Genomic DNA, 12,110 nt, shown 5'->3' with positions numbered 1-12,110 from the left:
CCACGCCACTCTGGAGAAACCATGATCCGCGCCATCGTGACCGACATAGAAGGCACCACCAGCGATATCCGCTTCGTGCATAACGTGCTGTTCCCCTACGCCCGCGAACGACTGGCCGGCTTTGTGACCGCTCAGCAGTACGCTGAGCCCGTCAAAACCATTCTCGACAACCTGCGCCGCGAGACAGACGCCCCGGCCGCCAGCACCGCCGACCTTATCACTACCCTCTTCGCCTTTATGGACGAAGACCGTAAATCCACGGCGCTAAAGGCGCTGCAGGGGATCATCTGGCGTGACGGCTATCTCAACGGCGACTTTACCGGCCATCTCTATCCGGACGTACTGCCGGCGCTGGAGAAATGGAAAGCGCAGGGCATTGATCTGTATGTATATTCCTCAGGCTCCGTCGCCGCGCAGAAATTGTTATTTGGCTACAGCGATGAAGGTGATATTACTCATCTGTTCACGGGCTATTTCGATACCCTGGTAGGCGCCAAACGCGAGGTGCAGTCCTACCGTAACATTGCTGAACACCTGGGCCATGCCCCTGGCACCATCCTGTTCCTGTCGGATATCCATCAGGAGCTCGACGCCGCCGAGGCTGCAGGTTTGCGAACGATCCAGCTGGTACGCGGCGACCGCGACCCGGCGAGCCACCATCCTCAGGTTCAGCGTTTTGACGACATTCATCCGGAGCAGATCCCAGCATGAGCGCATTAACTCTTTTTTCCGTGACCGATCCGCAAACACCGCTCTGGCACAGCACCGACGCCAAAGCGATTCAGGATCAACTGAACGCCAAAGGCGTCCGCTTCGAGCGCTGGCAGGCCGACCGCGACCTCGGCGCAAATCCCAGCCCGGAAACGGTCATTGCCGCCTATCAGCATGCGATTGATAAACTGGTCGCCGAAAAGGGCTACCAGAGCTGGGACGTCATCAGCCTGCGCGCCGATAACCCGCAAAAAGAGGCGCTGCGGGAAAAATTCCTCAACGAGCACACCCATGGCGAAGACGAGGTGCGGTTTTTTGTCGAGGGCGCCGGCCTGTTCTGCCTGCATATTGGCGACGAGGTGTTCCAGGTACTGTGCGAAAAGAACGATCTGATTTCGGTTCCCGCCCACACCCCGCACTGGTTTGATATGGGTTCAGAACCGAACTTCACCGCCATTCGCATTTTTGATAACCCGGAAGGCTGGATCGCCCAGTTTACCGGTGACGATATCGCCAGCGCCTACCCGCGGCTGGCGTAACGTCAAACTGTCGTCAGTCTTAAACCGCCAGGCGCGGGCTTTGCCGGAGGCGGCGCATACCGCGCCTCCTCCGGACTACCCGCCCCGCCGCCGGCGAGCGCCAACGCCTAAACCTCAATAAACCTCGGTGGATCAAAGGCGGTGATCGGCGGCAGTGCCTCACGCCACGGGGCGATCTCCACCCAACAGCTCTGGGCGCTACAGCCCTGCCCCAGGCGCGAACTGCCGCGATCCTCGGTTAACACGTTGGGATTACCGTGCTTATCGAGCGTTCCTTTTTCATTGGGATCCAGCGGGTCATACCAGGCGCCGGTGGACATCTGTACCACGCCGGGCAAAATCTGCTCGCTCAGGTGCACGCCCGCCAGAATCGCCCCGCGGTCGTTATAGACCTTCACCACGCTGCCTTCGCGGATGTCTCTTGCCTGCGCATCGCTCGGATGCATCCACAGCGGCTCGCGTCCCTGAATTTTCGTCGCCCGGCTGACGCTGCCGTGGTCGTACTGACTGTGCAGGCGGGCGCGCGGCTGACTGGAGAGCAGATGAAGCGGCCAGCGCGCCGCCTCCTGTCGCTGCCGGGCGGCCTCTTCCTCATCCCACCACGGATGGCCAGGGCATTCACGATAGCCAAACCCGGCGATGGTGGCGGAAAAGAGTTCAATCTTGCCGGAGGGCGTGGAGAGCGGATAGCGCTGCGGATCGGCGCGAAAATCGGCGAGAAAGATCTGCGGCCGCTCCGGCGCACTGTACTCCAGTACCCCTTGCTGCCAGAAGTCCTCGAACGAGGGCAGCGCAATACCCTCCTCCTGCGCCCGCGGTCTTGACTCCTCATAGAGATGACGCAGCCACTGCCCGGCGTCCCGCCCCTCGCTGAACTGTTCTCCGAAGCCCAGCCGATCGGCCAGATCGTGGAAAATGGCGTAATCGTCACGCGCTTCGCCCACCGGCGGGATCTGCGCGCTCATGGCGATCATAAACCCGTCGTGACCGCCGCTGCCGATATCCTCTCGCTCCAGCGAGGTGGTGGCTGGCAGGACGATATCGGAGAATTTAGCCTGCGCGGTCCAGTACTGCTCATGCACCACCACCGTCTCCGGACGGCGCCAGGCCTCGCACAGTCGGTTGATATCCTGATGATGATGAAACGCATTGCCTCCCGCCCAATAAACCAGACGGATGTCGGGATAGCGCAGCTGCTGACCGTCGAACTCATAGGCTTCTCCCGGGTGCAGCAGCATATCGGACAGCCGCGCCACCGGGATAACGCTATCCACCGCATTCTCCCCGGCGGGTAAGCGTGGGCCGGAAAACGCTTTTCGCACCGCGCCCGCCAGGTTAGTGCAGGCGTAGCCAAACCCGAGGCCGCCGCCCGGCGTGCCGATCTGTCCCAGCAGCGCGGTCAGGGCCACCGTCGCCCAGTAGGCTTGCTCTCCCTGACGGGCGCGCTGGATAGACCAGGAGATATTCACCATCGTCCGGTGGCGGGCCATCTCCCGCGCCAGGTCGGCGATGCGCTGGGCATCCAGGCCGGTAATCGCCGCCGCCCACGCCGGGGTTTTCGCTACGCCGTCGTGCTCGCCCAACAGATAAGCGCGATAGGGGGCAAACCCGACGGTATGGCTGGCAACAAACGCCTGGTCGTAGAGAGACTCAGCGATCAGTACATAGCTCAGCGCCAGCAGCAGTGCGGTATCGGTGCCCGGACGAATGGCCAGCCACTCGGCGTCGGGCACCGCGCTGAGGTCATTGCGTACCGGGCTGATATTGATAAACCGGGTGCCGTTGGCCTGCATCTTATCCAGCCAGTACGGCAGCATATGGTCATTGGCGCCGCCGCCGTTGACCTGGGCATTGCGCAGCGGCAGACCGCCAATCGCGACAAACAGCTGGCACTCCCGCGCCAGCTCGGAAAAATGGGTATGCTGACGGTGCAGCGGGCTCAACGGCCCGAGAATATGCGGCAGAATGCGCTCGCCCGCGGCGCTGCTATAGGTATTGGTGCTGGCGGTGTACCCGCCAAATCCCTTGAGAAACCGGTGCAGCTGGCTCTGCGCATGGTGAAAGCGTCCAGCGCTGGCCCAGCCGTAGGAGCCGCCGTAGATCGCCTCATTGCCGCAGCGCGCCTTGACCGAGCGCAGCTCGCGAGCCAGCAGGTCCAGCGCCACCTCCCAACTGACTTCGACAAAGGGCTCCTTGCCTCGCCCTTCTCGTGACGCTGGGCCCTGCTGAAGATAGCCGGCGCGCACCGCCGGACGGCGAATGCGCGTTTGGCTGGTCACCGCGTCGGGGAGCGACTGACCAATGCGTGACGGATTTTTATCCCAGGGCACCGGATTAACCGCCACGATATCGCCCTCGCGGCTCTCCACCTGCCACGTTCCCCAGTGCATCACCGTATAATTATGCTGTTTCTTCATAGCACTCGCGTTCTTCTCAGCCAAAAAACTCGTTAAAATAAATCGAGGAAATGACGGAAATATCCCCGTCCCAGCCAGACATTACTCTGCTAAAAAAAGTATTAGCCCGCGCAATCACCTGCATTTCCCTGCAAGGGCCTTATTTCTCCACGCCATCACAATAAATAGAAAGCCGTCTTTATCCGTTAAATAAATACGGAAAAAGTCAAAAATAAAACCACAAAATAAAAAGGTATATTTTGCATCATGAAATATTTTCAGGTTCCCGATGGCAAAATAACATTTTTCTCTGGCGTTTCTGCGATATAACATTCCCGGCATAACTTAGACTTATTTTGTATTTGAGGTGGCGAGGTGCTTCTTGTCATGCTACCGGTCCGCAACCACCTTCATCACAGGATCATAATAACAATGTCGCAGAAGAGAAAATTATTGCCTGCCGCGCTGGGACTGCTTTCCCTTGCCTCGCTGAGCGTCACTGCCGCAGACGCCCTCTCCTTACAGGGAAAAACCATTGGCGTTGCCGTTGTCGGCACTCAGCATTTCTGGGATCGCGAGGCCTTTAAGGGTGCGACAGAGGAAGTGGAGAAACTGGGGGGCAAAGTCATTGGCGTTGATGGCGGTCGCGATAATCAGGTTCATGCCAATAATCACGATATTTTACTGTCACGCAAGGTGGACGCGGTAATTAGTATTCTCGGCGACAGCGCCGTCGAACCAAAATTTAAAGCATTGCGTGATGCTGGTATCCCGGTATTTACCGTGGATCATGTTTCTCAATATTCGGTCAACAATACCACCTCCGATAACTACACCTTAGGCTCGACCATCGGCCGCTACATGGCGGATGAATTAGGCGGCAAAGGCAACGTCGCCGTATTTAACGCGTTCTCCAGCGCGCTGCGTATTTGCGGAATTCGCTACGATCAGTGGAAATATGTCCTTAAGGATTATCCGGATATTCATATTATCCAGCCTGAGCTCGCGGAACAGTTCGCCAACTCGCCGGAAGACGCGCGGAAGAAAACCCTCGAATTACTCAGCCAGTATCCGAAAGGCAAACTGGACGCCATCCATGTCGCCTGCTGGGATCAACCGGCCATCGGTATCGTCCAGGCACTGGAAGAGACCGGCCGTGATAAGGACGTGAAAGTGACGGCCATCGACGCCGGTCCGGAGACGCTGGAGATCATGGCAGAGCCCGGCAGTCCGTTTGTGGCTAACGTCGCGCAGCAGCCGCATCTGATTGGCCAGACCTCCGCCGACAACGTGGCCCGCTACTTTGCCGGTCAGAAACTGCCGGTGCAAACCTTTATCCCGGTGATACCGGTGAAAGGTCCGCAGGAGGCGAAAGCGGTGTATAAACAGTTGGGATACGGCGAACTGCAGTGATAAATCAACACCCTGGCGGGGAGCGCCCCGCCGCGGGTCTGGTCATGGACCAGATCGGCAAACGTTTTGCCAGCGTTACGGCGCTTAATTCAGTCACCCTGCGCCTCAATCCGGGGGAAATTCATGGCCTGATTGGCGAGAACGGCGCCGGTAAATCGACGCTGATTAAAATCCTCGCCGGCGTCTATCAGGCTGACAGCGGCAGCGCGACCCTCGACGGTCACCCGCTGCCCCTCGGCAATCCGGCAGCCATTGAAGCCGCCGGCATTCGCGTCATTCACCAGGAGCTTAACCTGATCCCGCACTTTACCGTCGCGGAATCGGTGTTTCTCGGCCAGGAGTATCGCACCCGCTGGGGGGCGCTGGATCGCCGACGGATGAAGGCCGCCACGGCGCAATTTTTCCAGCAAAACTGGCAGTTGGCGATCGACCCCGAACGGCTGGTGCGCGACCTGAGCCTGGCCGAGCGCAAGCTGGTGCAGATTGCCCGCGCGCTGATCGACGGCGCGGCGCGGCTGGTGGTGTTCGACGAGCCCACCGCCCCCCTGGAGGCGCAGGAGGCCAGTCTGGTCTCCTCCGCCATCCTTCGCCTGCGCGACCAGGGCATTGCCATTCTGTATATTTCCCACTACCTCAATGAGATAGCTACCCTCTGCGACCGCGGCACCGTGCTGCGTAACGGGGAAGTGGTCGGTTACCCGGACCGCGACCTGCTGCAGAATACCGAGGCGCTGATCGCCATGATGGTCGGCCGGGAAATCGACCAGCTGTATACCCCGCGCCAGCACCCGGCGGCAGACACCGGGGCGGCCCCGCTGCTCTCGGTGCGCCAGCTGAGCGACGGGCGGCAGCTGCAGGATCTCTCTTTTGATATTCAGCCGGGCGAAATCGTCGGCGTCGCCGGCCTGCTGGGCGCCGGACGCGATGTGCTGGTCGACTTACTCTACGGCTTACGCCCGGCAGAACGCGGTACGATCCACCTCGACGGCCAGCCGCGGCGCATTCGTACGCCGAAGCAGGCGATCCGCGCCGGCATGGCGCTGGTGCCACGCGACCGCCGCCATCAGGGGCTGATCCTGCCCTTCACCACCGCCGACAATATTAATCTCGCCTCACTGCCGGAGACCGCTACCTTTGGCTGGGAGCGGCGGGGTATCGCCGAGCAGAAAGCGCGCGACTGGATAGAACAGCTGGCGATCCGCCCGGGACGCCCGGCGCTGCCAGTACGCTACATGAGCGGCGGCAACCAGCAAAAAGCGATCCTCGCCCGCTGGCTCGGCACCGATGCCCGGCTGTTTATTCTCGATGAACCCACCCTTGGGGTCGATATCGGCGCCCGTCGCGATATTTATCAACGGACGCGCCAGCTGGCCGATAAAGGACGGGCGGTGCTGGTCTCCTCCAGCGACGCCCCCGAACTGCTCGGACTATGCGACCGGATCCTGGTCCTCTGGCGCGGCACGCTGGCGGCCAATCTGCCCACCCGCGGGCTAACGCTGGACGCCCTGCTGGTGGCGATCAACGGCGGACAGGAGCCTTCACTATGAGTACCGCTATCCAGCGTCGCGGCCGTCCGGGCCTGGCGACGCTGATTGAAAAATTTCCCCTGATCCTGTTTCTGGCGCTGCTGGTATGGCTGAGCGTACAGTCTCCCTACTTTCTCAGCTGGCAAAATATCAGCCTGATGCTGGTCCAGAGCGTTCCGCTGGCGATCCTCTGTTTCGGCCTGGTCTGCGTTATCGCCGTGGGCGGGGATGACGTGGTCTCCGGCGGCATCGACCTCTCCCTGCCGGCGACGGCGGTGCTCGGCGTCGCGCTGCTCAGCCTCGGTCTGGCCGAATGGCACACGCCGTACCTCCTGCTGCTGGCGCTGCTGGCGGCGGTTTGCCTGCTCTGCGGGGCGATCAACGGCTTCCTGGTGCTGGCGGCCGGCCTGCCGCCGCTGCTAGCCACCCTCTCGACCTCCGTGGCGTTTACCGGCCTGACAGATCTGTTGACCGGCCAGCGGCGCATCGCGGTCAGCGATCCGCTGATGGTCGCCTTTCGCGATAACAGCGTGCTGGGCCTGCCCTGGCCGCTGATCTATCTGCTGGGGGTGTTTATCCTGTTCCAGTTCCTGCTCCACCACTCCCGCTTCGGCCAGCATGTGCAGGCGGTGGGCGGCAATCGCGATATGGCGCAGATGAGCGGCCTGAACGTGCGCCGCTTGACCCTGCTGGTCTGGCTGTTAGCGGGCATTGCCGCCGGGCTGGCTATTCTGCCGCTGCTCAGCCAGGGCTCCGGCAGTTCCAGCGGGACGGCCACGCCGCTGCTGCTGGAAACCGTGCTGGCGACCTTTATCGGCGCCGCCTTCTCGCGCCGTCGGGTGGTCACCATCTGGGGGGCGCTGCTGGGGGCAATTCTGGTCAACGCCCTCTCTAACGGGCTCGGCCTGCTGGGAGTCAATATCTTCTGGATGGGCGCCATTAAAGGCGGCCTGATCCTGGTGGTGCTGGCGGCATCGGCGGTCAGACACAAAGGAGGCGAGGCATGAGCCAAATCACCCTGAAAACCCCTGCCCCGGCAGAACCGACGGCCAGCAGCCCGCTGGCCTGGCTATCGCGGGCCGGATTTGGCGTCATCACCCTGCTGGCCATCGCCCTGTTTGGCTGGGCGAATCCGGTATTTTTAACCGTGGATAACTGGGCCAACCTGCTGCAGGGCAGCGCGATCCTGCTGATTGTGGCGATGGCGATGACCTTGATCGTCAGCGCCGGGGCGATTGATCTGTCGGTGGGCGTTGCGCTCGATTTCGGCGCCGCCTTCGCCCTCGTCGCCCTGAAAACCTGGCATCTGCCGTGGCAGGCCGCGGTGGGCTGCGCCCTGCTTGGCGGCGTCCTGATTGGCCTGCTCAATGCCTTTCTGATCCTCATCTGCCGGATCCGCCCCTTCCTCGCCACGCTCGGCACCTGGTTTATCGCCAGCAGCGCCGAGCGCATCTATACCGACGGCGGCGGCGCGATAGCTTATCGGCGGATGGCGCCGGAATATCACGATCTGGCAGTGGGCAGCCTTGGTGGGATCCCCACGCCGGTGGTGATTGTGCTGGCGCTGTGGCTGGTGGCCTGGCTGGTCACCGAGCGCACGCTGTGGGGCAAATATGTCCGCGCCATCGGTCAGAACAGCGAAGCAGCGCGCATCGCCGGGATCCGCGATCGCCTGACCATGCTCGGCGTGCTGGTGGCCGCCTCGGCGCTCTGTGCCGTCGGCGGGGTGATCCTCTCCGCCAACCTGCGGCAGTTTACCCCGCTGGCCGGGCAGTCTTACCTGATGGACGCCATTGCGGCAGTATTTATCGGCACCGCCTTTAATCGTCTGGGCCGGGTCAGCATCCTTGGCACCCTCGGCGGCGTGCTGTTCCTTGCCATTATTGATAATGGCCTGAACCTGATGGGGCTCAATTATCTGGTGAAGGACGCGCTGGTCGGCGTGATTCTGGTGGTGGCCCTCGCCCTTTCCTTCTGGCAGGCGCGCCTGCGCCAAACGCATCGCTAAACGGGAGAACGATGGCAACCTTTGACGCCGTGTTTGTCGGCCTGACTATTCTGGATATCGCCGGGCGCCCGGTGGTGGCGATCCCGCCGCGCGGCGGCGTCGCCTTTATTGAGCAAATTCGCCTCAACCCCGCCGGCACCGCCGCCGGGGCCAATATTAACGCCGCGAAGCTGGGGATCCGCACCGCAGCGGTGGCCTGCCTGGGTGAAGATGAAAAGGCCGACTTTATCCTCGCCAGCTATGCCCGGCTGGGCATCGACTGCTCGCTTATCCAGCGCACCGCGCTGAAAGAGACCTCGGCGACGATCCTGCCGATTCGCCCCAACGGCGAGCGTCCGGCCCTGCACTGCCGGGGCGCGTCCGACGCCCTGTTCGTCAGTGAAACGGAATTTGATGCCGTCCTCGACTGTCGTTTCCTGCATCACGGCGGGACCGGACTGCTGGCGGCAATGGACCAGGGACAGAGCGCGCGGCTGTTGCAGGCGGCTAAAGCGCGCGGAGTCACCACCAGCTTTGACCTTATCGCCCCGAATGAAGACACCCTCGAACTACTGCGGCCCCTGTTGCCGTCGGTGGATTATTTCATGCCTTCGCTGGAGGAAGCCGCCTTTCTCTCCGGCGAGACGCAGCCGGAGGCCATCGGCCGCTTCTTCCTGGCGCTCGGCGTGGGCACCTGCATTCTGAAAGACGGCGAGAACGGCTCCTGGCTTATCCGTCGCGATGGCGCGCTGGAGCATATTGCGCCGTGGCCGGTCGAGGCAGTGGATACCACCGGCTGCGGCGACAGCTACTGCGGCGGGTTTATTGCCGCGCTGGCGCGCGGACTCAGCGTGAAAGCAGCGTGTGACGTCGCCTCGGCGGTGGCCGCGCTGGTGGCGACCGGGATGGGATCGGATGCCGGGGTAGTGGACTGGGAACAGACCCAGGCTTTTATGGCGGCCCATCGCCCCTGACGATGGACCCGCGCCGCCGCAGCGGCGCAAGCGGCTTAACGCCACTGGTACAGCAGCGGCTCCCCGGCGACATAGCGCTGAAGATCGGCGGCAATCATCGCCGTGTGTTTGGCGATACTCTCCCGGGTGGCTCCGGCGATATGCGGCGTGATAATCACGTTATCGAACTCGGTGACAAAAGGATGATCTCGCCACAGCGGTTCGCGGTGATAGACATCCAGCGCCGCGCCGCCCAGCGGGCCGTGGCGCAGGGCATCAATTAGTGCCGCCTCGTCGACCACCGCCGCGCGAGAGGTATTGATCAGCAGCGCGCCGGGCTTCATGCTGTTTAACAGCGCCGCATTCACCAGCCCGTCACTGTGCGGCCCGCTGCTCAGGTGCAGGCTGACGATATCCGCCTCGCGGAACAGCGCCTCCAGGGTCGTTTTCTGTAGCCCTGGCTCATTGATATCCTCTGCGGCGACGAACGGATCCACCACCAACACCGCCATGCCGAACGCCCGGGCGATACGCGCCACCCGGCGGCCAATGTTGCCATACCCCACCAGCCCCAGCGTTTTATTGCGCAGTTCACTGCCTTTAAACACTTCATAGGGGCTTTCCGGGCTCACGTCCCAGACCACATCCCGCCGCAGACCCTGCTGGGTGGCGGCGGCGGCATTGTCAGCCTGCGTGAATTCCCCCCGCTTCAGCGCCGCATGGGATTGCGGAATATGGCGCGCCAGGCTGAGCATCAGGCCAAGCGTCAGCTCCGCGGCGGCATCGGCATTGCGCCCCGGGGTGTAGAGCACCCGGATGCCGCGCGCCTGCGCAGCCTGGGTATCAATATTCACCGGATTCGCGCGGGTACAGGCGATCACCTGCAGGCGCGGACAGGCGGCCATTACCGCGTCCGTCACCTCATCATAGCTGGTCACCAGCACCTCGGCGTCATGGGCCAGCTCAATCAGCTGACCGGCGCTGAGTTTCGGTTTGCCCAGCGCCCATCCCTCCACCAGCAGCTCGCCCAGCTGGTGGAAGGCGCTAAGGTCGCCAGCATGCTCGGCGGTAAAAACGATTTTCATGGTTGTCGGTCCTGAGAAAAAGATTGAAGGGCGGCCTGTCTGGCCTGCCATACCGGCAGCATCTGCTCACGCAGCAGGCGGTAAACGGGATACAGCGCCGCGTAGCGGGCATGCGCCTGAGGGCGCGGCTGATAGCGGGTCTGCGCCAGCGGAGGCGTCTCGGCCAGCGCCGCGACGCTGCGGGCCGCCAGAATCGCCGCGCCGCGCGCGCTCAGTTCGTTAAATGCGCTGGAGACCACCGTACGCCCGGTACAGTCGGCGATAATCTGCAGCCAGGTCGCCGAGGCTGCGCCGCCGCCGGTCAGATACAGCTCGCCGCCCTGCGGATAACCCTGTAGCGCATCGACAATGGCGAAGGCCAGGCCTTCAAACACCGCGCGCTGCAGTTCGGCACGGGTGGTGTGCGGGCTAATGCCGAAAAAGCCGGCCCGCGCGTCCGGGCTGTAAAACGGCGCACGTTCGCCATTGAGGTACGGCTGCCAGAAGACGCCGCCGCTGCCTGGCTCCACCTCCGCGATCGCCTGCTCCAGCCGATCCAGATCGGCGTCCAGCGAAATATGCTGCTGCAGCCAGTCAATGTTTGGCGTACCGGCCTGCATCGGAAACAGCGAGATCACCTGCCCGGCTTCGGTATGGGTGACAAAGCGCGTCGCCTCGTTCACCGTCTGCGGGCCGCGGCAGACGATCCCGGTGCAGCAGGTAGTGCCGAGGATCGTGTAGATATCCCCTTCGTTGACCGCGCCGCAGCCCAGCGCGGCGCTACAGACATCCAGCGCCCCGGCGGCCACCGGCGTCGCGGCGGGCAGCCCGGTCAGCGCCGCCACCGCATCGCTCAGCGTGCCGGCCGGAGCATCCGGGGCCAGCAGCGGGGGAAACAGCGGCAGCAGTTCGTTCAGCCCCATCTCATTCATCACCACCGAGGACCAGCTGCCGGTCTGCTGATTGAGTAACGAGCTGCTGGCGTCCGTCAACTCCAGCGCCGCCACGCCGGTCAGGCGAAAGCGGATCCAGTCCTTGGCGAAAAACAGATAGCGCGCGGCCGCCAGCCGCGCCGGCTGATAGTGTTTCAGCCAGTACAGCTGCAGGCTGGTATTGCAGGGCTGCAGGTGGGTGCCGGTATCGGCGAAATAGCGGCGGTCGAAGCCGGGTCGGCGCAGCAGGTCGCTCATCAGCTCGTGGCTGCGGGTATCGCTCCACAGGATCCCCGGGCCCACCGGTTCGCCCTGCTCATCGCTGAGCCAGACCCCCTCCCCTTGCCCGGCGAGGCCGATGGCCCGCAGCCGCCCCGCCTGTAGCGCCGGGTGGCGGGCAATCTGGCGCAGAATAGCCAGCACCGAATGCCACAGCTGGGTCATATCCTGTTCCGCGTAGCCATTGGCTGACAGGCGGGGTAAAGTGTTTTCCGCGGCGCTGGCGCAGGCGGTGAAATGCTGATCAAACAGCACCGCTTTCACCCGCGAGGTGCCGATATCGATCCCAAGATAAAAATCCATACCTGCT

General features: G+C 62.7%; 10 protein-coding genes. 7 read left to right on the top strand and 3 right to left on the bottom strand.

Annotation, left to right across the window (positions count from 1 at the left end; all coding sequences use genetic code 11):
- The first annotated feature begins 21 nt into the window (after window positions 1–21).
- Window positions 22–711 carry an acireductone synthase gene (gene mtnC, locus NKJ21_RS21705; RefSeq protein ID WP_008805616.1) on the top strand — a complete coding sequence of 230 codons (690 nt, stop codon included), beginning with the start codon at window positions 22–24 and terminating at the stop codon, window positions 709–711.
- Window positions 708–1,250, top strand: coding sequence for an acireductone dioxygenase (locus NKJ21_RS21700; protein WP_008805615.1), 543 nt, complete (start codon window positions 708–710; stop codon window positions 1,248–1,250). The genes mtnC and NKJ21_RS21700 overlap by 4 nt, the downstream gene beginning before the upstream one ends.
- Window positions 1,251–1,357: 107 nt before the next feature.
- On the opposite strand, the gene NKJ21_RS21695 is transcribed toward NKJ21_RS21700, so the two are convergent.
- The gene (locus NKJ21_RS21695; protein ID WP_023297216.1) at window positions 1,358–3,667 is read right to left on the bottom strand and encodes a molybdopterin-dependent oxidoreductase; all 2,310 of its coding nucleotides are present in this window, start codon (window positions 3,665–3,667) and stop codon (window positions 1,358–1,360) included.
- A gap of 411 nt (window positions 3,668–4,078) precedes the next feature.
- Between NKJ21_RS21695 and NKJ21_RS21690 the strand changes: the two genes are divergently transcribed.
- From NKJ21_RS21690 to NKJ21_RS21670, 5 genes are read left to right on the top strand one after another with little or no spacing between them, the layout of a single operon-like run.
- Window positions 4,079–5,059, top strand: coding sequence for a sugar ABC transporter substrate-binding protein (locus tag NKJ21_RS21690; protein ID WP_008805613.1), 981 nt, complete (start codon window positions 4,079–4,081; stop codon window positions 5,057–5,059).
- Between the two features lie 44 nt (window positions 5,060–5,103).
- The gene (locus tag NKJ21_RS21685) at window positions 5,104–6,606 is read left to right on the top strand and encodes a sugar ABC transporter ATP-binding protein (protein ID WP_072125391.1); all 1,503 of its coding nucleotides are present in this window, start codon (window positions 5,104–5,106) and stop codon (window positions 6,604–6,606) included.
- The gene (locus NKJ21_RS21680) at window positions 6,603–7,592 is read left to right on the top strand and encodes an ABC transporter permease (RefSeq protein WP_008805611.1); all 990 of its coding nucleotides are present in this window, start codon (window positions 6,603–6,605) and stop codon (window positions 7,590–7,592) included. The genes NKJ21_RS21685 and NKJ21_RS21680 overlap by 4 nt, the downstream gene beginning before the upstream one ends.
- Window positions 7,589–8,593 carry an ABC transporter permease gene (locus NKJ21_RS21675; RefSeq protein WP_032732686.1) on the top strand — a complete coding sequence of 335 codons (1,005 nt, stop codon included), beginning with the start codon at window positions 7,589–7,591 and terminating at the stop codon, window positions 8,591–8,593. Before NKJ21_RS21680 ends, NKJ21_RS21675 begins: the two co-directional genes overlap by 4 nt.
- Before the next feature lie 11 nt (window positions 8,594–8,604).
- Complete coding sequence (locus NKJ21_RS21670; RefSeq protein WP_008805609.1) at window positions 8,605–9,546, top strand: carbohydrate kinase family protein; 942 nt, start codon at window positions 8,605–8,607, stop codon at window positions 9,544–9,546.
- A gap of 35 nt (window positions 9,547–9,581) precedes the next feature.
- On the opposite strand, the gene NKJ21_RS21665 is transcribed toward NKJ21_RS21670, so the two are convergent.
- Both NKJ21_RS21665 and NKJ21_RS21660 read right to left on the bottom strand, forming a co-directional pair.
- The gene (locus NKJ21_RS21665; RefSeq protein WP_012542472.1) at window positions 9,582–10,610 is read right to left on the bottom strand and encodes a 2-hydroxyacid dehydrogenase; all 1,029 of its coding nucleotides are present in this window, start codon (window positions 10,608–10,610) and stop codon (window positions 9,582–9,584) included.
- Complete coding sequence (locus NKJ21_RS21660; protein WP_046882349.1) at window positions 10,607–12,103, bottom strand: FGGY-family carbohydrate kinase; 1,497 nt, start codon at window positions 12,101–12,103, stop codon at window positions 10,607–10,609. Before NKJ21_RS21660 ends, NKJ21_RS21665 begins: the two co-directional genes overlap by 4 nt.
- Between the last annotated feature and the right edge of the window lie 7 nt (window positions 12,104–12,110).

The sequence above is a fragment of the Klebsiella sp. SWET4 genome (genome assembly GCF_024296565.1).
In the GTDB taxonomy this organism is placed as follows: domain Bacteria; phylum Pseudomonadota; class Gammaproteobacteria; order Enterobacterales; family Enterobacteriaceae; genus Klebsiella; species Klebsiella variicola.
Note: the sequence above shows the minus strand (reverse complement) of the source record. Positions and strands in the feature narration are given on the sequence as shown.

What these genes read in the sequence shown, in the direction of transcription:
- mtnC (WP_008805616.1), top strand. Translation starts at nt 22, where the DNA reads ATGATCCGCGCCATCGTGACCGACATAGAAGGCACCACCAGCGATATC.
- NKJ21_RS21700 (WP_008805615.1), top strand. Translation starts at nt 708, where the DNA reads ATGAGCGCATTAACTCTTTTTTCCGTGACCGATCCGCAAACACCGCTC.
- NKJ21_RS21695 (WP_023297216.1), bottom strand. Translation starts at nt 3,667, where the DNA reads ATGAAGAAACAGCATAATTATACGGTGATGCACTGGGGAACGTGGCAG.
- NKJ21_RS21690 (WP_008805613.1), top strand. Translation starts at nt 4,079, where the DNA reads ATGTCGCAGAAGAGAAAATTATTGCCTGCCGCGCTGGGACTGCTTTCC.
- NKJ21_RS21685 (WP_072125391.1), top strand. Translation starts at nt 5,104, where the DNA reads ATGGACCAGATCGGCAAACGTTTTGCCAGCGTTACGGCGCTTAATTCA.
- NKJ21_RS21680 (WP_008805611.1), top strand. Translation starts at nt 6,603, where the DNA reads ATGAGTACCGCTATCCAGCGTCGCGGCCGTCCGGGCCTGGCGACGCTG.
- NKJ21_RS21675 (WP_032732686.1), top strand. Translation starts at nt 7,589, where the DNA reads ATGAGCCAAATCACCCTGAAAACCCCTGCCCCGGCAGAACCGACGGCC.
- NKJ21_RS21670 (WP_008805609.1), top strand. Translation starts at nt 8,605, where the DNA reads ATGGCAACCTTTGACGCCGTGTTTGTCGGCCTGACTATTCTGGATATC.
- NKJ21_RS21665 (WP_012542472.1), bottom strand. Translation starts at nt 10,610, where the DNA reads ATGAAAATCGTTTTTACCGCCGAGCATGCTGGCGACCTTAGCGCCTTC.
- NKJ21_RS21660 (WP_046882349.1), bottom strand. Translation starts at nt 12,103, where the DNA reads ATGGATTTTTATCTTGGGATCGATATCGGCACCTCGCGGGTGAAAGCG.